This window comes from Ruegeria sp. AG7, from assembly GCF_056541545.1.
Genome location: NZ_JBQFYP010000007.1, coordinates 119045 through 142246 on the forward strand (window position 1 = coordinate 119045; position 23202 = coordinate 142246).

General features: G+C 57.4%; 20 protein-coding genes. 4 read left to right on the forward strand and 16 right to left on the reverse strand.

The window, feature by feature from the left end; genetic code table 11:
- Window positions 1-199: 199 nt before the first annotated feature.
- The 6 genes from ACR0BF_RS11505 to purC all read right to left on the reverse strand — a co-directional run bounded on the left by ACR0BF_RS11505 (window position 200) and on the right by purC (window position 6360).
- Window positions 200-1534: a sigma-54-dependent transcriptional regulator gene (locus tag ACR0BF_RS11505; protein WP_480553879.1), complete on the reverse strand. Its 1335-nt coding sequence runs from the start codon at window positions 1532-1534 to the stop codon at window positions 200-202.
- A gap of 12 nt (window positions 1535-1546) precedes the next feature.
- Window positions 1547-3292 (reverse strand): sensor histidine kinase, encoded by a 1746-nt coding sequence (locus ACR0BF_RS11510; protein ID WP_480481076.1) that lies wholly within the window; start codon window positions 3290-3292, stop codon window positions 1547-1549.
- A gap of 69 nt (window positions 3293-3361) precedes the next feature.
- Window positions 3362-4030: a phosphoribosylformylglycinamidine synthase subunit PurQ gene (gene purQ, locus ACR0BF_RS11515; RefSeq protein ID WP_480472613.1), complete on the reverse strand. Its 669-nt coding sequence runs from the start codon at window positions 4028-4030 to the stop codon at window positions 3362-3364.
- 11 nt (window positions 4031-4041) lie between these two features.
- Entirely contained in the window at window positions 4042-5085 is a 1044-nt protein-coding gene (locus ACR0BF_RS11520; RefSeq protein ID WP_480624941.1) for a zinc-dependent alcohol dehydrogenase family protein, read from the reverse strand.
- Window positions 5086-5088: 3 nt separating this feature from the next.
- Complete coding sequence (gene purS / locus ACR0BF_RS11525; protein ID WP_117872765.1) at window positions 5089-5319, reverse strand: phosphoribosylformylglycinamidine synthase subunit PurS; 231 nt, start codon at window positions 5317-5319, stop codon at window positions 5089-5091.
- A 285-nt stretch (window positions 5320-5604) separates the two neighbouring features.
- Window positions 5605-6360, reverse strand: a complete 756-nt coding sequence (gene purC / locus ACR0BF_RS11530; RefSeq protein WP_209504015.1) for a phosphoribosylaminoimidazolesuccinocarboxamide synthase — start codon at window positions 6358-6360, stop codon at window positions 5605-5607.
- A 186-nt stretch (window positions 6361-6546) separates the two neighbouring features.
- On the opposite strand from purC, the gene ACR0BF_RS11535 reads away from it, so the two are divergent.
- Entirely contained in the window at window positions 6547-6867 is a 321-nt protein-coding gene (locus ACR0BF_RS11535) for a DUF1476 domain-containing protein (RefSeq protein WP_480472609.1), read from the forward strand.
- Between the two features lie 124 nt (window positions 6868-6991).
- Window positions 6992-8005 carry a betaine--homocysteine S-methyltransferase gene (gene bmt, locus ACR0BF_RS11540; RefSeq protein ID WP_480624942.1) on the forward strand — a complete coding sequence of 338 codons (1014 nt, stop codon included), beginning with the start codon at window positions 6992-6994 and terminating at the stop codon, window positions 8003-8005.
- Window positions 8006-8011: 6 nt separating this feature from the next.
- Here the strand turns inward: bmt and ACR0BF_RS11545 are convergent, their stop codons facing one another.
- From ACR0BF_RS11545 to ACR0BF_RS11590, 10 genes are all read right to left on the reverse strand, one after another.
- Complete coding sequence (locus tag ACR0BF_RS11545) at window positions 8012-8788, reverse strand: enoyl-CoA hydratase-related protein (protein ID WP_480624943.1); 777 nt, start codon at window positions 8786-8788, stop codon at window positions 8012-8014.
- A 76-nt stretch (window positions 8789-8864) separates the two neighbouring features.
- Entirely contained in the window at window positions 8865-9320 is a 456-nt protein-coding gene (locus ACR0BF_RS11550) for a cytochrome c-type biogenesis protein (protein WP_480553427.1), read from the reverse strand.
- Window positions 9317-11281: a heme lyase CcmF/NrfE family subunit gene (locus ACR0BF_RS11555; protein WP_480624944.1), complete on the reverse strand. Its 1965-nt coding sequence runs from the start codon at window positions 11279-11281 to the stop codon at window positions 9317-9319. The genes ACR0BF_RS11550 and ACR0BF_RS11555 overlap by 4 nt, the downstream gene beginning before the upstream one ends.
- Window positions 11282-11356: 75 nt before the next feature.
- On the reverse strand, window positions 11357-11935 hold the full coding sequence (locus ACR0BF_RS11560; protein WP_480624945.1) for a holin family protein: 579 nt from the start codon (window positions 11933-11935) through the stop codon (window positions 11357-11359).
- On the reverse strand, window positions 11926-12537 hold the full coding sequence (locus tag ACR0BF_RS11565) for a holin-associated N-acetylmuramidase (protein WP_480624946.1): 612 nt from the start codon (window positions 12535-12537) through the stop codon (window positions 11926-11928). Before ACR0BF_RS11565 ends, ACR0BF_RS11560 begins: the two co-directional genes overlap by 10 nt.
- 118 nt (window positions 12538-12655) lie before the next feature.
- On the reverse strand, window positions 12656-13102 hold the full coding sequence (gene ccmE / locus ACR0BF_RS11570; RefSeq protein WP_209504023.1) for a cytochrome c maturation protein CcmE: 447 nt from the start codon (window positions 13100-13102) through the stop codon (window positions 12656-12658).
- Window positions 13103-13109: 7 nt separating this feature from the next.
- A complete protein-coding gene (gene argC / locus ACR0BF_RS11575; protein ID WP_480624947.1) occupies window positions 13110-14138 on the reverse strand; it encodes an N-acetyl-gamma-glutamyl-phosphate reductase in 1029 nt (342 codons plus the stop codon).
- 94 nt (window positions 14139-14232) lie between these two features.
- Window positions 14233-15042, reverse strand: a complete 810-nt coding sequence (locus ACR0BF_RS11580; protein WP_480472593.1) for a glutamate racemase — start codon at window positions 15040-15042, stop codon at window positions 14233-14235.
- Window positions 15043-15050: 8 nt separating this feature from the next.
- Window positions 15051-15929: a lysophospholipid acyltransferase family protein gene (locus tag ACR0BF_RS11585; RefSeq protein ID WP_480472591.1), complete on the reverse strand. Its 879-nt coding sequence runs from the start codon at window positions 15927-15929 to the stop codon at window positions 15051-15053.
- A 78-nt stretch (window positions 15930-16007) separates the two neighbouring features.
- The gene (locus ACR0BF_RS11590) at window positions 16008-19427 is read right to left on the reverse strand and encodes an indolepyruvate ferredoxin oxidoreductase family protein (RefSeq protein WP_480624948.1); all 3420 of its coding nucleotides are present in this window, start codon (window positions 19425-19427) and stop codon (window positions 16008-16010) included.
- Window positions 19428-19596: 169 nt separating this feature from the next.
- Here ACR0BF_RS11590 and ACR0BF_RS11595 point away from each other — a divergent pair, with 169 nt between their 5' ends.
- A complete protein-coding gene (locus tag ACR0BF_RS11595) occupies window positions 19597-20505 on the forward strand; it encodes a LysR family transcriptional regulator (RefSeq protein ID WP_480472587.1) in 909 nt (302 codons plus the stop codon).
- A gap of 271 nt (window positions 20506-20776) precedes the next feature.
- A complete protein-coding gene (locus ACR0BF_RS11600) occupies window positions 20777-23023 on the forward strand; it encodes a mechanosensitive ion channel family protein (RefSeq protein WP_480624949.1) in 2247 nt (748 codons plus the stop codon).
- Window positions 23024-23202 lie beyond the last annotated feature (179 nt).

Here is a 23202-nt window from a genome sequence, read left to right on the forward strand (position 1 = left end):
CAGCGAAACTCAATGATTCGGGGCTTATGGACACAAAACTGGCCCGGCCCGTCCGGACACAATAAAAGCAGTCCTGTGGAAAAGACAATGGGCAAACTGCACCGCCCCCAACCGTGGCATGCGGGATCGCCTTCATCTGGCCAAAAATATCCCGGGGGAGTCGCCAAAGGCGACGGGGGCAGAGCCCCCGTCACAAAGTTTACAGATAGTCCGACCGCTGGAGGCCGTATTTGGCCATCTTTTCATTCAGCGTTCGGCGCGGCAGGCACAGTTCATCCATCACAGACGCGATAGATCCTTTGTGCCGCCGCATCGTGTTGTCGATCAGCATCCGTTCAAAGGCTTCGACATATTCCTTCAGCGGCTTGCCTTCGGTGGTCATGACCGGCTGCATTTCCTCGTGATCCGACATCAACAGCGAGGCGATCGTTCCGGACCCACGGCGCGATTGCAGTACCGCGCGTTCGGCAATGTTGATCAACTGGCGCACGTTCCCCGGCCAGGGCGCCTGCAACAGCTGCGCGGCTTCCTGAGCGCTTACCTGAGGCGCATCACAACCGTATTCTTCGGCGAACTGCTCGCTCAGACGGGTAAACAGGGTCAGGATGTCCTCGCCCCTCTGGCGCAGGGGCGGCATGGTGATGCGCAAGGCGGCCAATCGATAGAACAGATCAGGCCGCAAGACATCTTCGGAGGTTTTTCCGGCCTCTTGCAGGTTCGAGATCGCTACGATGCGTGTCTCGGCCGGCGTGCCCTGCTCGTTCATCACGCTGAGCAGCTTGGCTTGCAGGGAATCGCTGAGCGCTTCGACATCTTCCAAAACCAGCGTTCCGCCCCGCGCCTCTTCGATGGCGGGCAATTGGGCGTCTTCAGGCATCATCGGCCCAAACAGACGTTTGGCCAACGCGTCTTCCTCGTGCGCCGCGCAGGACACCAGCACGAATTTCTTGCCGGCACGGCTTCCAACCGCGTGCAGGGCGTGTGCGACAAGCGTCTTTCCGGTCCCTGTCTCTCCGTCGATCAGCACATGGCCATCCGCCTGACCTAGATCGAGGATATCCTCGCGCAGGCGTTCCATAACCGGGCTGGCACCGATCAGTTTGTTCATGATCTGGGTGCCGCCGGACAATTCCCGGCGCAGCGCGCGGTTGTCCAATGTCAGACGCCGCGCATTGCTGGCCCGTTTGGCCAGTTCAGACATGCGGTCGGGGTTGAAGGGTTTTTCAAGGAAATCGAATGCACCGACACGCATCGCCTCAACAGCCATCGGAACATCGCCGTGACCGGTGATCATGATCACGGGCAAGGTGCTGTCAGCGCCCATCAGCTTTTTGAGAAGCTGAATGCCGTCCATTCCGGGCATCTTGATGTCCGAAATCACTATCCCCGGATAATCCGGACCCAACACCTTGAGCGCATCTTCCGCGCTGGCGAAGGTTTCCGTGTCATAGCCGGACAAAGCGAGCCACTGGCTGATCGATTGGCGCATGTCCTGTTCATCGTCAACAATGGCAATTTTCATGGCTTGTGCCATAGTCATTCCTCGTTATTCCGCGGCTTCAAGGCCGTCGCTTCCCAGTGCAGGCAACTGCATTTCAAACACCGCACCGCCATATTGGCCGTTGCGTGCAGTCAGCCGTCCCCCATGGTCGTTCACGATCCCTGACGAGATGGCAAGCCCCAGACCAACACCGTCTCCGGGCTGTTTGGTTGTGTAGAACGGCTCGAACAGGTTTTCGATATCCTCGATTCCGTGCCCGTTGTCGCGTACGGTCAACACAGCCGTGTCACCAGCTGCCAGGATGATTTCCACATCCGGCTCCGCCACTGATTTGGTGGCGTCCAGCGCGTTTCGCAAGAGGTTGACCATGACCTGTTCGATGCGCATTCGGTCCCCCATCACGATCACGGGTTCCTCTGGTACGATCTGTGTGATCTTCACGTGTCGCTGACGCAGTTGCGGCTCCATCATCGACAGGGACGAGGCCAGCGCTTCACCAAGATTTACTGGTGAAAACGCATCCGCGCCCTTGCGTGCATAAGACTTGAGCTGCCGAGTAATTGCGCCCATCCGTTCTATCAGACCATCGATGCGACCAAAGCTGGCAAGGGCCTCTTCCGGGCGGTTGCGGCGCAGCAGCAGACGGGCCCCGGCCAGATAGGTTTTCATTGCCGCCAGAGGCTGGTTCAACTCGTGACTGACCGCCGCCGACATCTCGCCCAGGGCGGCCAGTTTCGAGCTTTGCGCAAGCGTCTGTTCCGCCAAATCCAGCGTCTTTTCAACCCGTTCACGTTCAGCGATTTCCCGCTGCAGCCGTGCGTTCAATGCGCGAAGCTCTGCCGACTCGCGCTGGAACAGGGTCATGCGCAACGTGGCGCGACGGCTCAACGCATAGAACGCAAGCGCCAGAAGAATCGCAAACCCCATGATTTCCAGCGCCAGAACGCTGTTCACCTTTTCCCGGATCGAGGCATAAGTCGTGAACGAGGTCATCTGCCAGCCGCGGAACGGAATGCGCGTCTCGATCCGCATCACAGCTTCGCCCTGAAGATAGGCATCAGGCGGCAGCGCGGTCCAATCGGTTGTTGCACGGATGGCGCGCTGGATCGCACCTTGTGGAGGTTGGCGCAGCATCGCCGTGTTCTCATCCAGCCCGCGCCAGCGGGGTTCCGTGGACAAAATGATGTTGCCGGTGCTGTCGGTAACCATCACCGCATCCGAGATACCTGCCCAGGCGCGTTCGAACTTTTGCAGGTCAACCTCGACGACGATTACGCCCAGGAACTCGGCCCCGTTCTCCAACCGGCGCGAATACACAAAGCTGTACCCGCCTGCGTCCTTGGGAATAACGGAGAAGATCGTCGCGTTCGAGCGGATCGCATCCACAAAATAGGGTGTGTTCCGGTGCCCCTCGCCCAACCTGTTCCGGTCGGTCGCGGCAACTGTGCGCCCGTCGCTGTCCAGCAAAACCAGTGAGGCCGCGCCGATCTCTTCCACGAATGAAATAAGGCGTTGGGTAGACAGGGTGTAATCGCCTGACTGCAATGCCGAAATCAACGTCGGGTCGCGGGCCAGCAATTGCGGAACAATCGAGTTGCGGCGCAATTCACTCAGCAAGTTGCCCGAATACAGCGTCAGTCGCAGCTCTGCCCGGTTGCGCGTGGATTCGGTGAACCTGTCGGTCAACAGCCGGTTCGTCACCCAGACCGTTGCAATTGTCGCGACCAGCAGAACAAGAACCGCCAGCCGCAACCGCCAGCCCAGCGGCGCACCACGAAACGGTTTCAACATATTTGACCAGCCAGATCGAACTTCTGTGTTCATGGCAAAAGGTTACGCCCCGGCGGGCGAGACCTCAAGTCACGCCGCTTCAAACACACCTGACAATGCGCGGAACAACGCCACCCCGTCTGTGCCGCCATGACCCTGATCAGCTGCGCGTTCGGGGTGCGGCATCATGCCAAGAACGCGGCGGTTTTCCGACAGGATTCCGGCGATATCCCCGATCGAGCCGTTCGGGTTTTCGGCATAGGTAAAAGCGATCCGGTCCTGATCTTTCAGCGCGGCCAGCGTCGCGTCATCCGCAAAATAGTTGCCATCGTGGTGCGCAATCGGAATACCGATCACATCGCCTGCGTTGTAGCCGCTGGTAAACGCGCAGTCGCTGGTCTCAACCTTTAGGCCAACGGTCTTGCAGATGTATTTCAGCCCAGCATTGCGCAGCAACGCGCCCGGCAAAATGCCGGTTTCGGTCAGAACCTGAAAACCGTTGCAAATGCCTACGGCATAACCGCCGCGCTGCGTGTGTTCGACGACGGCCTTGCAAATCGGCGATTGGGCCGCGATTGCGCCGCAACGCAGGTAATCTCCATAAGAGAACCCGCCCGGCACACCCACGATATCAATACCTTCGGGCAAAGCCGCGTCTTTGTGCCAGACCATATCGACCTGAAAACCGGCCTGCTCAAAGGCGACGGCAAGATCTCGGTCACAGTTGGATCCGGGGAAAACGATTACGGCTGCACGCATGGCGGGCCCTCCTACGAGACAAAATCTGTGACAACCGCAACACCCGGAGGCGTTGGATGGTCAAAAGCGGCAAGCTCGGCGCTTACCTGGTTCAGGGTTATTTTCCGGGTCACCAGCGGGCTCAGGTCGACCCCTTGACCCGCGATCAGCGACAACAGCGACGGATAGCGCCAGCTTGGCATCCCACGGGTGCCAAATACGGAGAGCTGACCAGAATAGAGCACATCCATCGGCAACGACATCTGTGCATGGTCCCCCGTGGGCATTCCGATTTGCACCATGCGCCCCATTTTGCGCAGGGATCGCATGGCGGAAACGGTCGTGGCTTCGACGCCAAGCGCCTCGATCGCAACATCGGCGCCGCCACCGGTGATGTCTTTCACCGCCTGTGGGGCATCACATGTCGCGGCATTGACCACCGCGTCGGCGCCCAGAGTTTTGGCATAGGCCAGCTTGTCCTCGGCGACATCGACTACGATAACACGCGTGCCGAGCGCCTTGCCAAGAAGAAGCGTTGATATTCCGACACCGCCGCCGCCAAATACAGCAATCCACTCACCACCCTGCACCTGCGCCCGGCCAACAAGCGCCTGCCACGCCGTGGTTACGCGGCACCCCAATGCGGCGGCGATTTCAGGCGCGATGCTGTCGGGCAAGGATGTCAGGTTGGCATCGGCATGAGCCACGGCAACATATTCAGCAAAAGCCCCGTCACAGGTAAAGCCGGGCACGACCTGGTTCGGACAGATTGTCTGATGACCCTTTGCGCAGTCCGGGCAATGCCCACAGGCAAGGATAAAGGGCGCAATCACCCGGTCCCCAACACGCCACCGTTTAACGCGCGCACCGACCGAGACCACCTCGCCGCAAAACTCGTGACCGGGTGTCATGGGCAGGACAACGTCCGAGTCTGAGCCCGACCACGCGTGCCAGTCGGACCGGCACACACCGCAGGCCAGCACTCGCACCACAACACCGTCTTCGGCGGGAACCGGATCGGGGATCGTCGACACCTCAAGCGGTTGACGATAGGTGATCAGACGCGCGGCCCGCATCAATCAGACCAGTTCGATCTCGTAGCGTTCGATGACGGTGTTGGCCAAAAGCTTTTCGCACATCTCGGTCACGTCTGCCTCGGTTGCGCCATCGGCAAGCTCAAGATCGATGACTTTGCCCTGACGTACGCCTTCGACCTGATCAAAGCCCATTGCACCCAATGCGTGCCGTACTGCTTCGCCCTGCGGGTCCAGCACCCCGTTCTTGAGCATCACATGAACCCGTGCTTTCATTTTGGCAACTCCACCTGAGGGCCGCATACAAGGCCCATTTCGTTGCGCGGGGGATAGCGCGCCTGATGGGTTTCGACAACCCTGTTTCAAACGCAGTTTGCCGCAGGTAGGTGACGATCCTGCGCCGTCAGTTGGACCCGAGTAGTTTTGCCGGCACGGCAGCTGGAAGCTTCGGAATGGTCATCTGATCAAACGGCCCGGCCACACACAAACACCCTGCTCTACCAACAACTTGGCAAAGACAAAACGCCGCCCTGAGGGGGCGGCGTTTCTAAGGCGTGGTATTTAGTTGATCAGCGTCGGCTTGGTGACGTTGCTGGCAGGCAGCACACCCAGTCTTCGGGCGACCTCGGAATAGGCATCTGTCAGACTGCCCAGATCGCGGCGGAATACATCCTTGTCCAGTTTCTGACCGGTCTTGATATCCCACAGGCGGCAGCTGTCCGGGCTGATTTCATCCGCAACGACCAGCCGCTGATAGTCGCCTTCAAACACGCGCCCGATTTCGATCTTGAAGTCAACCAGACGAATACCCACCGCCAGCATCACGCCGCTCAGGAAATCGTTCACGCGCAGCGCGAGGCTGAGGATGTCGTCCATGTCCTGCTGGCTGGCCCAGCCAAACGCGGCAATATGTTCCTCGGTGACAAGAGGATCGCCCAAAGCATCATCCTTGAAGCAATATTCAACGATCGGACGTGGCAATTGCGTCCCTTCTGCGATGCCAAGACGTTTCGACATCGAACCGGCCGCGTAATTGCGCACGATCACTTCCAGTGGAATGATCTCGCAGTTGCGCACCAGCTGTTCGCGCATATTCAGGCGCCGGATGAAGTGGTTCGGAATACCAATCTGGGTCAGCCCGGTCATGAAGAACTCGGACAAACGGTTGTTCAGCACGCCTTTGCCGTCAATCACGTCTTTCTTCTCGGCATTGAACGCGGTGGCGTCATCCTTGAAATACTGTACGATGGTGCCCGGTTCGGGGCCTTCATACAGAATTTTGGCCTTGCCTTCGTAGATTTTCTTGCGACGCGCCATAAGCGACCTTTCCAGACTGGCGAAAGGGAATGAGTCCCTTCACGTTGGCGTCCTCATAGTGCAAGCCCTGCGTTCCCGCAAGTTCGCTGCCCCGAGGGCCTTTGACGCAGCGCAAATACCTTGCACCCAGAGTGTCCTATTGTCATATCATCAGTGAGAAACGGTAATCCAAGGGGTCCCCAACCAATGACCACATTCGACGAACGTGAAGCCGCGTTTGAAAGCAAATTCGCCCATGACGAAAAGATGCAGTTCATCGCTCGGATGCGCCGCAACCGCTTTATGGCTGTCTGGGCGTCTGCGCTGAAGGGCGAAACTGTTGAACAGGCACGGAAATACGGCCAGGAACTGGTTCATACCGACCTACAGCATGTCGGCGAAGACGATGTTGTCGAGGCGGTCAAAGCCTACTTGGGTGATCTTGCGGATGAAGCCACGATCCGTTCGAAAATGGCCGAGCTTCTGGTTGAAGCCAAAGAACAGGTGATGGTGGAAGGCGAGCACTGATTGCCTGAAATGCAAAATTCATGATCTTCATGAGTTTTATGAAATTGATTTGACGCCCTGGTCATGAGACACGGGGCGTCTCTGTTTTTTTGCAGCGTTTATACGCTTTTTCTGGAATAACCCTATGACAAACGCGCTGAGCAAACTTCTGGACACCAAAGACGCCATTCTTGCGGACGGTGCAACGGGGACCAACTTATTTAACATGGGTCTGCAATCAGGTGACGCGCCTGAGCTGTGGAACGTGGATGCTCCGGACAAGATCAGGGCGCTGTATCAGGGGTCGGTCGATGCGGGCAGCGACCTGTTTCTGACCAACACGTTTGGAGGCACTGCGGCGCGTCTGAAACTGCATGATGCGCAGAACCGCGTGGGCGAGTTGAACCGTATCGGCGCAGAACTTGGACGTGAAATCGCGGACAAAGCCGGGCGCCCTATCGTCGTGGCCGGATCGGTTGGACCCACCGGCGAGATTATGGAGCCAGTCGGCAGCCTGTCGCATTCCGACGCGGTTGAAATGTTCCATGAACAGGCCGAGGCTTTGAAAGCGGGCGGAGTTGACGTTCTTTGGGTGGAAACCATCAGCGCGCCAGAGGAATTCCGCGCGGCAGCCGAGGCCTTTGCGCTGGCCGACATGCCCTGGTGCGGCACGATGAGCTTTGACACGGCCGGGCGCACGATGATGGGTGTCACCTCGGCCGATCTTGCGCTTTTGGTTGAAACCTTGCCAAACCCACCGATCGCTTTTGGGGCCAATTGTGGCACCGGAGCGTCGGATATCCTGCGCACGGTTCTGGGTTTTGCAGCGCAAGGCACCGAGCGTCCGCTGATCTCAAAGGGCAATGCGGGCATTCCGAAATACGTGGATGGCCATATCCATTATGACGGGACACCCGAACTGATGGGTCGGTATGCTGCCATGGCACGGGATTCGGGCGCAACAATCATCGGCGGGTGCTGCGGGACCATGCCCGATCATCTGCGCAAAATGCGCGAAGCGCTGGATACCACTTCGCGCGGCGAGCGCCCGACACTGGATCAGATCACCGAGGCACTGGGGCCGTTTTCGTCGGCTTCGGACGGAACCGAGGACAACGCAGGCCCCGAACGCCGCACGCGTCGCCGTCGCCGCGCCTAACGCTTATCAACGCCCTTCGAATTTCGGAGGGCGTTTTTCCATGAACGCCACCACACCTTCTGCAAAATCCCGCGACCGGCCACATTCACCTTGAAGATGCGCCTCGGTTGCAAGCTGCTGCTGCAATGTGTTTTCGTAGGTCTCGCGGATGGCACGCTTGATCGCGCCATAGGCGGCGGTTGGACCTTTGGCCAGATATTCTGCCCTTTTGTGCCAATGTGCGGCAAACGCATCATCGGGGACAGCTTCCCAGATCATGCCCCATTCTTCGGCCTGCCGGGCGCTGATCTTGTCAGCAAACAAGGCGGCCCCCATCGCTTTGGCCAAGCCCATTTGGCGCGGCATGAACCAGGTGCCCCCGGCATCGGGCAGCAAGCCGATACGTGCAAACGCCTGCAGGAAGTACGCACTCTCCGTTGCAATAACCACATCCGCACACAGCGCAAGGTTGGCCCCTGCCCCCGCAGCAGGTCCGTTTACAGCAGCGATCGTCGGAACCGGACAGCTGTGGATGGTTTCCAGCATCGGCTCGTATTCGTCGCGCAATGATCGTTCCAGATCGATCTTACCGGTCGATGATGCATCGCCCAGATCCTGCCCGGAACAAAACGCCGGACCTGCCCCGGTGATAACGATACAGCGCGCTTTAACCGCAGCGTCTTTCATCGCGTGGGTAATCTCTGCCCGCATCCGAGTGGTCAGCGCGTTCATCTTGTCCGGTCTGTTCAGGGTCAGAACCGCCAGACCGTCCGATATGTCCAATAGAACCGTTTCGTAATTCATGAAGACTTTTTCCCTCGCGCCACGTGTTTCAGCACATTTACTTGTCCGGGCAGGTTGGGAAAAGCAGAACCAAACGTCAGTCTTCAAGAATTTGGCGAAGGCGTTCTTGTTCTTCCGCACTTAGAGCTTCGGTTTCACCTGAAACCTGCGCCCTGGCGCGTGTGCGAAGAAAGTTCAGCCCGACTGCGGCAGCGATCAGCAGCATGATCGGCCCGGCAAGCCACAACAGCAGGTTCGAACCACTGGTGGTGGGCTTGAGCAGGACATATTCGCCGTAGCGGTCAACGATAAACGAGATGGCCTCTTCGTCGCTGTCACCCGCAACCAAACGTTCGCGCAAAAGCAGACGCAGATCGCGCGCCAGATCGGCGTTGCTTTCGTCAATGCTTTCATTGCGACACACCAGGCACCGCAATCCAACACTCAGGTCGCGCGCCCGCTGCTCCAGAACCGGGTCGTCCAGAACTTCATCAGGTTGTACCGCGAACACGGGTGCTGAAAGCAGCAGCAGGATCAGAACAAGGCGCTTCATTCTGCGGGTACTCCGCCAGCGGGGGATTTACGCGCGCCTGCGGCGACGCGGAAGCGCCTGTCGCTCAGGCTGAGGACACCGCCGAGCGCCATCAGGATACATCCACCCCAGATCCAGTTCGCCAGCGGTTTGATATAGGTTCTCATGACCCAGCCACCGTCTGCCTGCTGATCCCCGATGACGACGTAAAGGTCACCAAGAAAACGATAGTCAATCGCGGCCTCGGTCGTCGGCATGCGTGCGACGGGATAATCCCGTTTCTCGGGATGCAGCGTTCCGATGGCGCGACCGCCCTTTTCCACCAAAACATCAGCCGTGGTTGAAAAATAGTTCGGCCCCTGTACCCGTCGCACGTCCTGCAACGTCAGTGTAAACTGACCCACTTCGAACGGCTGGTTCAGCTGCGCCACACGGATATCTTCTGCCTCCCACGCGGTCAGACCGGCAATCGCAAAGATCGTCACGCCAAGGCCGGTATGGGCAACTGCCTTACCCCAATCGGCGCCCGGAAGTCGGATCAGACGTTTGAAGCTGCCATTGCGGCCTGTCCGGCTCCACAAATCAATGGCGGCACCGAAAGTGATCCATGCCCCCAGAAACAGGCCTACGGGCCCTAGTGCGCTGCGACCGGTCTGCATTGCCCAAACCAACAACGCAATCGCCAGCGCCAGACCAAAGGCATAGCGCAGGGACCAGGCCGTTTTGCCCAACCGACCGCGTTTCCACGGCAGCATGGCCCCGATCGGCAGGATCAGACCCAGCAAAACCATGAACGGTGAAAAGGCCGCGTTGAAAAACGGCGCCCCGACCGAGAGTTTGCGGTCGAACATCATCTCGGCCACCATCGGCCACATCGTCCCGACAAAGACAACGAAACAACTGACCGCAAGAAGGACATTGTTCACGATCAGCGCGCTTTCGCGGCTGACCATGCCAAAAACGCCCTTGGCCTCCATCGCCTGCGCCCGCGCGGCAAACAAGGTAAGCGCGCCACCGATGAAGAAGACCAGAATGATCAGGATGAACACACCGCGTTCAGGATCATTGGCAAAAGCATGTACCGAGGTCAGCAGACCTGAACGCACGATAAACGTGCCGATCAGGGAAAATCCAAACGCAATAATTGCCAGCAGAATGGTCCAGCTTTTCAACGCTTCGCGCTTTTCCACGACAATTGCCGAGTGCAACAGCGCCGCCGCTAGCAGCCAGGGCATGAAGGATGCGTTTTCCACCGGGTCCCAGAACCAGAAACCGCCCCAGCCCAGTTCGTAATAAGCCCACCAGGATCCCAACGCGATTCCGATAGTCAGGAAAACCCATGCCGCCAGCGTCCAGGGGCGCACCCACCGGCCCCATGCTGCATCGATACGCCCTTCGATTAGGGCAGCAATCGCAAAGCTGAATGCCATGCTCAGCCCGACATAGCCGAGGTACAAAAACGGCGGGTGGAAGGCCAGCCCAGGATCTTGCAGCAGTGGGTTCAGGTCACGCCCGTCAAACGGAGCGATGGCAAGCCTGTCAAACGGGTTCGACGTGAACAGGATGAAACCGAAAAACGCCACGGCAATGGCCGACTGAACGGCCAGAACACGGGCCTTGAGTGTCGGTGGCAAGCCGCCACCAAAGAAAGCCGCCATCGCTCCAAACAGGGTGACGATCAGCACCCACAGCAGCATGGATCCTTCGTGGTTGCCCCATGTTCCGCTGATCTTGTACAGCATCGGCTTTGCCGTGTGGCTGTTCTCGACCACAATCCTGAGGGAGAAGTCAGACGTTACAAACGCCCAGATCAAAGCACCAAATGCAAACGCCGTCAGCAGGAACTGGACGATCGCGGCGGGCTCTGCAAAGGCCATCCAGCCGGTCCAGCGTTTTGAGGCGCCGATAAGTGGAACAACGCTTTGCACAATGGAGACAAAGAAGGCGAGGATCAGGGTGAAGTGGCCAAGTTCTGTAATCATGCCCCGGAATATACGCCGGTGCGGAACCGGGGGCCATGACCTTTAGCTTGTTCTGCACGCACAAAGTGTCGCGGGTCAGATACCGCGAAGCTTTCGCCAATCGTTCAGAGCCTGGTTTTCTTCGGGAAGTACGACATCGCGGGTCAGTACAGCATCCGGACCGGGATCGGCAGCACCGGGGCTGTCGCTCTGCATGGTGCGCAAGGCCTCTATATTGCTCATGACCGTTGGCAGTTGCGTCATGGTTGAGCGGATATCCCGCTGAAAATCCTGAATTTTACTCTGGTGACGCGCGCCAAAGTAAAACGACACGATCACGCCCAGCAACCACCAGAGCGGCTCTGGTACCAAGGCTATGCCCTGCATCCGTGCGGCAAACCATATTGGGTCGACCATGGCGGCAACGAACAAGCCAAGCGTTCCCAATGCCAGCGCCGGGCGCGGCAACCTGTTCACGCCGTCCATGACACGGTCAAACAGACCCTTCTGAGGCGCCTGAAATTCGGAACCAAACTGTAACATGGCCTGAGTTTGAACCTCTTTAGCCCGTACTGCGCTTGCTTCCGTGTTTTCACGATAGAGTTCTGCGGTTTCCTGCAAGACGTTGCGGCCGTTTCCAAACAGCAGCGCCAGCACACCTGAAATCAGCCCCATGCCGCGATCCTTTTGTTAAAGTCGCTGTCCGAAAGGTGATAACGCGGCGAAAGAAACTCTTCGGCCCGTATTATCCAGCCACCTTTGCCGCCTGAACGGCTGCGCGCGTATTTTCTGGATGCAGCCCGCCGATCAGCAAGGCGAAAATAGTAATTTCGCCGCGCAATCCCGTAAGCGTCGCGCAAGACGCCGGGCTCTGGCTGCGCCGCGCTTTCGCAGGCCGCCACGGTTTGCGGGCCGATTATGCCATCGGCAGTGACGTTAAACCCCATTTCCTTTAGCAGCCGCTGAAGAATCTTCACCGCCTGCGCACCGGCATTCACATACATGTCGAAAACAGAGGCATGCAGGGTTTCGGGCAGCTCACCAATGCGCGGCTTGTCGAAATAATGCTGCACAAAGATGTCGACCGCTTGCCGAGGGGACAAAGCGCGCACATCCGCCTCGTCAATCCGGCCGTCGCCGGTCAGATCCAAGCCCAGCCTGCGCAGGGTGTGAATCGTGACCCCGAACTTGGTTGCTCCGCCCGGATCGTCGGGGTCATAAACAAAGCCCCCTTCACGGGCCACAATCTCTTTGGCAATTTGGCGTACCGTCTGCATACCACCCTCGTAACGTTAGGTGGCCACACCGTTTCCGACAGACATTAACGATTCAAAACGAAACGGAGCGCTGCATGCACCATGCACGCAACGCTCCGAAGCAGGTTCAGAGAGTTTATCAGCTTTCTTCCGCGCCTTTATAGACACCTTGCTCTTTCAGAGCGTCCATGACCTCTTTCGGCATGTAGGTTTCATCATGTTTGGCAAGAATTTCAGTCGCTTCAAAGACGCCGTTCACGTAACTGCCTGTGCCGATCATTCCCTGATTTTCCGAGAAAAGGTCAGGCAGAACACCTGTGAATGAGACCGGAACGCTTTCGCCGCCATCCGTTACAACAAAACGAATGGTTTCGCCCTGTCCGCGAATGATCGAACCTTCTTCGACCAAGCCGCCAATCCGGAACACCTCGGTTGGTTTCGGCGGCTCAGCAATCACCTCACTGGGTGAGCGGAAAAAGTTGATCCCGTCCTGCAATGCCCAGCCAATCAACGCTGTTGCCGCCACCAAGGCAACAACTGCCACCAGAATGACTTGTACGCGCCGACGTTTCTTGAGCGTTTTCATACCATCCTCACGGGAAAAGCGGGGCCATCATCAGGCCCAGAGTTTCATCTTCACCTAACATCAGGTTCGCGTTCTGCAAGGCTTGCCCACTGCTACCTTTTGTCAGGTTATCCAGCGCCGCAATCACAATTGCGCGCCGCTCAATCCTATCCGCCACAACACCGATATGACAGAAATTCGACCCCCGCACATGGTGGGTTGAAGGAGTCTCACCCATCGGCAGCATCTGGATGAACGGCTCGTCCGCGTAGGCTTTGGCAAGCGTTTCGTAGATGCTGTGCGGGTCGCCCTTCACATAGGTTGTGGCCAGAATACCCCTGTTTGCAGGGATAAGGTGGGGCGTGAACTGCACATGCACAGCCCGACTGGCAAGTTTCGAAAACTCCTGATCAAACTCGCCAAGATGTCTGTGCGTCCCTCCAACGGAATAGGCGTTGCTGCCTTCGCTCAGTTCAGCGTGCAGCAGGTTTTCCTTCAATGACCGCCCTGCCCCTGACACAGCGCATTTCAGGTCCAGAACGATATCGTCCAGATCAATGACCCCGGCAGATATCAGCGGCCGCAGAACATATTGCCCGGTCGCCGCATTGCACCCGGTGCCCGCAACAAGCCGTGCCCCCTTGATGTCTTCGCGGTAGAACTCGGTCAGACCATAGATCGCCTCTTCCTGCTGTTTTAGCGCGGTATGCGGATTGCCGTACCATTTTTCGTACTCGTCGGGGTCGGCCAGCCGGAAGTCGGCAGACAGGTCAATGATTTTCAGATCTTTCGGCAAGTCCCGGATCACTTCCTGACTGGTTTTGTGCGGCAAAGCGCAAAAACACAGGTCAACCTGCGAAAAGTCGATCTCGGAGATTTTGCACAGATCAGGCAGATCCATGTGGCGCAGATGCGGGAAAACCTGCGCCATGGTCATGCCAGCCTTACGTTCGGCGGCCAGCGCGACGATATCCATGTTCGGGTGCTCGGCGATCAGCCGCACCAGTTCAGCGCCGGTATAGCCCGAAGCGCCCAAAATTGCGATTTTATGGGTCATGTCAGACCTCTTTCACTTGAGTGTCACATGTTTCGACCGCCGATGTGACGGCCTTGAAATAAGGGAAGCAAAGTGGCTGCGTCCTTGACCTAAGTCAGGCAGCCTGGAACGTGATTTGTCGTCGGAGGAACTGCGTCGCCCGGTCGCTGACTACATTGGGTTTGCCAGTTGTCAGAAAACCACTCGGGCCCTCGCCCAACATGTTGGGGTGACGTTGCAGGTAATCTGCCAGACTGTCAGCAACAAGCGCACCCTGGCTGTAAACCTGCACATCGTCACCCAACGCCGCCTGGAATGCTTCGGCCATCAACGGGTAATGCGTGCAGCCCAGAATAGCAGCCTGAGGTTCTGGCATTTTGCGTTTCAGCGCATCCACATGGCTGCGCACCAAGGCTTCGGCCAGGATCATGTCACCGTCTTCTATGGCATCCACAACGCCGCCACATGCCTGTGCCTCGACATCTACTCCGATGGCCCGAAATGCCAGTTCCCGCTGAAAGGCCCTGCTGGACACGGTGGCAGGCGTTGCAAACAACGCCACATGTTTGACGGCCACTTCGCGCGGCGGAGAATTGTCGCCCCATTGCCGTTCGGTCAGTGCTTCGATCAACGGGACAAAAACGCCAAGAACGCGTTTGCCGCTGGGCACGCCTTCTTCCTGCATCCGCCGCAACGCTGCGGCGCTGGCCGTGTTGCAGGCCAGAATCACCAGATTGCAGCCACGCGACCACAGATCTTGAACCGCCTTGCGGGTCAGCTGATAGATATCCTCGGCATCACGCACACCGTATGGCGCGTGTGCACTGTCTGCAAAATACAGGAAATCAACGTCCGGCAGACGTTGCTGTGCGGCACTCAGGACGGTCAGACCGCCCAAACCGGAATCAAAGATACCTACTGCCATTAGATCACTCAGGCGCGATGCCGTTCCTCAAACTCATAGCCGTAATCATAAGACTTCAACGGCGTTGGAGACAGCTCATACGTGGCTTTGCGCAGGAAATCCATCATCTTGCGCGTATCCTTGCTGAGCGGGTCCAGAATGTCGCGCCTGATCGGCTCTCCGACTACGACCTTCACCGGTGTATCAACGCGTTTCTTGAACTCTTTGATCAGCAGGCCCATCCGCAAAGTACTGTGCAGATGGCTGGCGATCTGAAACAGACGAGAGGTGTGGCCATCAAAGAAAACCGGAACAACTGTGGCATTAGATTTCGCCACCATCCGCGCGGTAAACCCGCGCCAACCCGGATCCATGGGGTGGGAAAACGGCTTAACCCCGGTGCTGACCGTGCCGCCGGGAAAAATGCCGATCGCCCCGCCTTCGCCCAGATATGTGAGTGCGGTTTTGCGGGTCTCAAGGTTCAGCTGCATCGCCTCTTTCGTTTCATCAAACGAAATTGGCAGAATGATGCGATTCAGGTCTTCGGCCTTGCGAAACACCCGATGGGCCAGAATGCGGAAATCACCCCGCGTCTCGGACAGGATATGTCCCATCATCAGGCCATCCAGAATTCCGTAGGGATGATTGGCAATCAGGATCAGAGGACCGTCTTTCGGGATATTCGAAAGCGATCCCCCCGCCACGTCCAGTGTAAGCCCATAGCGTTCGACCATCACAGCCCAAAAGTCGCGCCCATTGGCAACGTCTTTCTCGTACCCGTCCGCGCGTTTGATCAGGCGCATACGGCCCGTCGTGTTCTCCATCAGCTTGATGACCATCCGCCCACCTTTGGTTTCGGCGGAATGCGCATAGGAAATGTCGCGAACGGCATGACGACGGGAAGGCATATGGGTCTCCGGTTTGCTGCCTGCAAAATAAGTGCAAGTAACGATTTTGCCTAGCTATCGTGACACGCTTGTGACGTTTTATTCCGCCGCAGCCTGCAACCCTGTCCCTCCGCCGCGAATGACGGCCAGCAACTCCTCGCGCCGTTTGGCTGCTTTGGCCTCGTTCTCGCGCAATACGGGGCCAAACCCACGGATATCCAGCGGCAAACGAGCCAGGGCAGCAATCGCATCGCGTGTTGTCTGCGATACAAGCGGCAGAACCTCGCGCATGTCCTTTTCATATTGACGGATCAACGCACGTTCCATCCTGCGTTCCGACGAATAGCCGAAGATATCCAGTGGCGTACCGCGCAGTGCCTTCAACCGGGTCAAAAGCTTCAGTGGGCCAAGGATGGCTTCGCCAAACGCACGTTTGCGGGGTCTGCCGTTGCTGCCCGATCCCCCCAAAAAGGGCGGGGCCAGATGGAACGTCATCTTGAAATCGCCATCGAACTCGGCAGCCGCTTTGTCACGGCTTGTCAGAAGAAGGCGCGCGACTTCGTATTCATCCTTGTAGGACAAAAGCTTGTGATAGCCTTTTGCCACCGCCTCGCGGATATCCGCATCCTCAACACTGTCGACCAGCTTGCGATACCGTTTGGCCAGCCGCGCACTTTGGTAATCGGTCAGATGGCTTGCGCGGAATTCGATCTTCTGATCCAGCGATCTGGGCATCTCGGTCACGGTCGGGGACAGAATGGATTGCACTTCAGCGGGATGCAGAACGGCCCAACGCCCGATATCGAACGCACGCTTGTTCCGTTCAATCGTAGTTCCGTTCAATTCGATGGCATCAAAGATCGCCTGATGGCTGACGGGCAACAACCCCCGCTGCCACGCCGCGCCAAAGATCATCATGTTGGAATAGATCGAGTCGCCCATCACGGCGCGTGCCAACTCGGTCGCGTCAAACAGCGAGACACCTTCTTTTAACCGTGCCTGGAGGGCCAGTTCCAGCTGATCGGCAGGAATGCGGAACTCGGTATTGCGCGTAAAGTCGCCTGTTACCGTCTCATGGCTGTTCACAACGGCGCCTGTACGGCCTGTGCGCGTCAGGCCCAAAGTTTTGGCTCCAGCGGACACCACCAGATCACCGCCGATCAGCGCATGGGCTTCGCCGGTTGCGACACGGATGGCGCTGATGTCTTCGGGTGCGTTGGCCAGACGGCAATGGATGTGAACCGCGCCGCCCTTCTGCGCCAAGCCCGCCATTTCCATCATGCCCGCGCCTTTGCCGTCAATCTGGGCAGCCTGCGCAAGAATCGCGCCCAGCGTGACAACACCGGTTCCCCCGACACCCGTGATCACCACGTTATGGGTGCCGCTGATCTTGGGCAACACCGGCATCGGCAGGTCCGGCAAGTCGATTTCGGTCGTTGCCTCTTTACGGATCTTCGCCCCCTCAAGCGTGACAAAGGATGGGCAAAAGCCGTTCAGGCAGGAATAGTCCTTGTTGCAGCTTGACTGATCGATGGCGCGCTTACGCCCAAGTTCTGTTTCCTTGGGCACAATCGACACACAGTTCGACTGCACCCCGCAATCGCCGCAGCCTTCGCACACATCGGTATTGATAAACACACGCTTGTCCGGGTCCGGGAACGTGCCGCGTTTGCGGCGACGGCGTTTTTCGGCCGCACAGGTCTGAACATAAACGATGACCGAAACACCCTCGATCTCGCGGAATTTCTCCTGCACCTGCATCAGTTCCGCACGCTCGAACGTCTGAACATTCGACGGCAGAGCCTTGAAGTTCACGTCTTCCTTTTCGTCATAGACCAGAGCAACCTCACGGACACCCATGGCCTTGACCTCGGCAACGATCCGTTCTGCGGTCAGATCGCCTTCATTCTCCTGCCCGCCCGTCATGGCGACGGCATCGTTGAACAGGATCTTGAAGGTGATGTTCGTGCCCGCTGACAACGCCGCGCGGATCGCCTGAACGCCCGAGTGGTTATAGGTGCCATCGCCAAGGTTCTGGAACACGTGTTTGGTGGTCGAAAACGGTGCCTCACCGATCCAGTTCGCGCCTTCACCGCCCATCTGGGTAAAGCCGGTGGTGTTCCGGTCCATCCACTGAACCATGTAATGACAACCGATCCCTGCATAGGCACGGCTGCCATCGGGGACTTTGGTCGAACTGTTATGCGGGCAGCCCGAGCAGAAATACGGAAGCCGCGTTGCAATTTCCTGTGCGTTGTCAGCCCGGCGTGCTTCGGATAATGAGGCCAGACCCGCACGAATACCATCGGTTTCGCGCCCTTCTTCGATCAGGATCTCACCCAGCTTTTCGGCAATCATGATCGGGTCCAGCGCGCCGCGGGTCGGGAACAGTTCATCGCGATGCAACGTACCGGCGCCGCCCTTGTACCACCCATAAACCCGGCGGCCGCGACGGTCGTCAAAGATAGCTTCTTTGACCTGAACTTCGATCAGCTTGCGCTTTTCCTCGACGATCACGATCAGGTCCAGTCCTTCGGCCCAGTCGTGGAACCCGACCATGTCCAGCGGGAAGGTTTGTCCCACCTTGTAGGTCGTGATCCCCAGCCGCTCGGCTTCGGACTCGTCGATGTTCAAAAGCGAGAGCGCATGGGTCAGGTCCAGCCAGTTCTTACCGGCCGCAACAAACCCGATCTTTGCACCCGGTTTGCCCCATATCCGCTTGTCCAGCTTGTTGGCATGTGAAAACGTCTCGGCTGCAAACCTCTTGTAATCGATGACGCGCGTTTCTTGCAGGTGCGGCGTGTCCCCAAGGCGGATATTCAAACCGCCTTCCGGCATATCGAAATCAGGTACGACAACCTGCATTCGGTCGGGGCGACCATCCACAACCGAAGTAACCTCGATTGTGTCCTTCATGGTCTTTAGCCCAACCCAAACCCCGGCAAAACGGCTGAGGGCATAGCCGTAAATTCCGTAGTCGAGGATTTCCTGCACGCCCGCCGGGCTGACGACAGGCATATACATATCCACCAGTGACCATTCGGACTGATGCAACACGGTCGAGCTTTCGCCAGTATGGTCATCACCCATCGCCATAAGCACACCGCCATGCTTGGCGGTACCGGCCATATTCGCGTGGCGCATGACGTCACCGGACCGATCTACGCCCGGCCCCTTGCCGTACCAAAGACCGAAAACCCCATCGAACTTACCGTCGCCGCGCAAGCCGGCCTGTTGGCTGCCCCACAGCGCTGTTGCCGCCAGATCTTCGTTCAATCCAAACTGAAACGTAACATCGCTTTCGGACAACGGCTTTTGCGCCCGCATCATCTGCTGATCAACAGCGCCCAGTGGCGAGCCACGATATCCAGTCACCAGCCCCGCAGTGTTCAGTCCCGCCTGCCGGTCTCTGGCCTTTTGCATCAGCATCAACCGGACAAGCGCCTGTGTTCCGTTCAGAAGAACGGGGCTTTTCTCAAGATCGAACCGGTCGTTTAACGTAATCTGTGGCTGACTCATCAGACGTCTCCCCTCGCCAGATCAGTGTGCATGTACTCAGCGCATTTTAGGTCATAATTTCTGACCTGTATAGGTTTTATGCACTGAACCGTAACGATTTCGGCCTTTGATTGTAGAACTTGTTACCTGTTTCATATAGGCGTTCGAAAAGATAACGAAAGTTGCGGCGATGGATTGGGACAAGCTTAGAATATTTCACGCGGTGGCCGATGCGGGCAGCCTCACACATGCCGGGGACAAGCTCAATTTGTCTCAATCCGCCGTGAGCAGACAGATCCGCGCGCTGGAAGAGTCATTGGATGCCACCCTTTTTCACCGTCACGCCCGGGGGTTGATTCTCACCGAGCAGGGTGAACTGTTGTTCGACGCCACATCCGCCATGTCAAAACGGCTGGACGCAGCAGCCGCGCGCATTCGCGACAGCGAGGAAGAGGTTTTTGGCGTTCTTCGGGTCACGACGACCTTTGGATTTGGCACGCTTTGGCTCGCCCCGCGCCTGCCCAAGCTTTATGAACAATTCCCTGATCTCAACATCGACCTGATGCTGGAAGAACGTGTTCTGGACCTCCCCATGCGAGAAGCGGATGTCGCCATTCGCATGAAGGAACCCAGCCAGGCAGATCTGGTGCGCAAACGCCTGATGACGGTTCAGATGGCGCTTTACGCTACGCAAAACTATATCGAAGCCCATGGTGGAATGCTGAAATCACTGGAGGATATCCAAAATCACCGGCTGATCTGTCAGACACCCGCGGCACCCCAAGTAGGTGCCAGTGCGGCCATGGTACGCCATCTTATGACCTACAATCCTGCTTCGCTGTTGACGGTGAACAACTACTTTGGCGTTCTTCAGGGTGTGTTGCACAATCTCGGGATTGGGGTTCTACCAGATTACGTCACACAGGATTTCCCGCATCTTGTGCCGGTTCTGTCGGATATCGAAACCGCTGACGTGCCGGTGTATCTGGCCTATCCCGAAGAACTTCGACATTCAAAACGTGTCGGGGCGTTCCGTGACTTTGTGCAGGACGAGATTATCGCACAGCGCAAACAGCTGAAAAAGATGGGGAAATTATAGCTATGCACACAAAGCATAGCGGGCATGAGGTCATTTCAGGGTTAATTTCCTTGAACGTTCACAAACTGACCCCTAAATGAGCACTCGAAGACGGTGATGCTGAAACGCTCATCATCTTCATACCTCCCTGTTGGACTATGGCCGAGCTTATTGCTCGGCCTTTTTTTTTGCTCAAGGTGTTGTATCAAGTCAGCGAAAGCTCTGGGAAAAATACACGCATTGGCATATGATCCCAAAAAAACGAGATAATTTCGTGTTCGAGGGAAAATCCATGTTCCACCCATTCCGCCTTATGTTGGCGATTGTCTGCACTTTATTTTTGGCGGTTCCGCTTTATGCGCAAGATACCGGCTCAACTTCTTCAGTGACCATTCCGGACGATCTAACACCTGAGCAGGTCGATGGTCTGGTTGCCCGCATGTCAGATGACCAGGTGCGCGCCATTCTGTTAGAGCGCCTTGATGCAGTCGCCGAAAAGCAGGCTGCCGAGAAGGCGAACGTGGAAGACCCGCTGACCGAAATCAGCGAGATATGGGCCGAGATGGTCTCGTCCTGGACACATGTTCTGACCACGCTTCCCAATATTGTCACGGCACAGATAACTGCGTTTGGCAATTTCAGCGACACGTTTGGAACGTCCGGCGTCCTTACCCTGTTTGGGCTTATTCTTTCTGTGTTGATTGCGGGTTTCATAGCCGAGAAACTGTTCATTTTCCTGACCCGTCGCTGGCATGAAGCGACCGAAGTTGGGGAGGAGGCTGATCTCAAGGGAGCTGTCAGTTACCTGTTCCGCAGGTTCTGCCGCGAAATTGCCGGGCTGATCGTGTTCTATGTTGTCATTCGCGCGATTGGTCGCGGGCTTCTGACACCCGAACAGATCACTTATGCCGCTCCGTTTGTGTTCTATCTGATCTGGATTCCGCGCCTGGGGGCTGCGGCCTCACGTTTTGTTCTGGCACCGGAGAAGCCCAAATATCGGTTGGTGAGTATTGACGACCATTGGGCAAAATATCTGCATCGCAATCTGATCGGGCTGTTGATCCTGATTGGGTTCACACTGTTTGTTGTGCGCTTTAACGCTCTTAATGGCGTGACAGGTGACGATACACGCATCGGCTTCTGGCTGAACGCGGCAACCCATGTCTATATCGCTATCATCGCATGGACCGCGCGCGAAGGGTTGTCTCAGATGATGCTGGGAACAGATCCGGATCACACGAAATTCGATGAAGAAGTTGCGCATTATTATCCCTACTTCGCCATTGGCGTTTCGGTGACAATCTGGCTGCTGGTCGAATTCCTGGTCGCGCAACGCGATCCGTCGACGCTCAGATTGCTTGGAGGTGGTGCGCATTTCACAACCATGTTCTGGTTGCTGATTGCCCCTGCTCTCGACACGTTGATCCGCGGGCTGGTGCGCCACTTGCAGCCGCCAATGTCAGGCGAAGGCCCGCTGGCCGAACGCGCTCATCGCGCGGCCAAGCGCAGCTATATCCGGATTGGGCGGGTTATTGCGGGTTTGGTCGTGGTTTTCATGATCGCCCGCACGTGGCATCTTGACCTGCGCAATGTCGCCTCGGCCGGTGTCAGTGCCGAAGTTGGCGGCGCTGTCATTGAATTCCTTCTGATCATTGCGGTCGGCTACATCCTGAACGAGGTTGTTTCACTATGGATCAACCGCAGGCTGGCCAAAGAGCAGACCGCGGCTGAAGCGGTCGACGAGGAAGCAAGCGGTGAAGGCGGCGGTGCCGGGGGCTCTCGTCTGGCGACGGTTCTGCCGCTGATGCGGATTACGGCCCAGATCACCATCTCGGTTATCTTCGGTCTGCTGGCCCTGGGTGCGCTGGGTATCAACATCACACCGCTTCTGGCCGGTGCCGGTGTTCTGGGTCTGGCCATCGGCTTTGGTGCTCAGAAACTGGTGGCGGATATCGTCGGTGGTGTTTTCTTCCTGATCGATGATGCCTTCCGCGTCGGCGAATATGTCGATGTGGGCGGAACCACAGGAACGGTCGAAAAAATCTCGATCCGTTCAATGCAACTGCGCCATCACAGGGGGCCTGTGCACACAATCCCTTATGGTGAAATCCAGAAGCTTACGAATTACAGCCGTGACTGGGTGATCATGAAGCTGAAATTCACCGTGCCCTTCGATACCGACCCGAACAAGGTCAAGAAAATCTTCAAGAAGATCGGGGCCGAGATGATGGAGGACGAAACCCACAAAGAAGGCTTCCTGCAACCGTTCAAATCGCAGGGCGTGTTCGACTTCGACGATGTCGGCATGATCATTCGCGGTAAATTCATGGCAAAGCCCGGCAAGCAGTTCACCTTGCGCAAGGAGATCTTTAACAAGGTCAAGGCCGAGTTCAAGGCCAACGGCATTGACTTTGCCCGCCGCGAGGTGCGCGTTGCAATTCCCGGGCTGGAAGAGGTCGAGCATCTGACGCCCGAACAGAAGACTGCTGTTGGCGCCGCAGCTGCTGCCGAGGTCAAAAAGGACCAGGGATCGGCGTAATCTTCGCGGTTTACGTCCGCGATTTGCAGCAGGACTGCTGTGCGGTTTATCGGAACCGGCCGTGATGCCGGTTCCGTTTTTCTTTGAAAGACGCGACCTGCGCCGTCTTGACCCTTTCCACACGCGCGCGCTTGCCCTACAAGGCGCGCAATCTCGGCCCACTTGGACACAGGACAGAA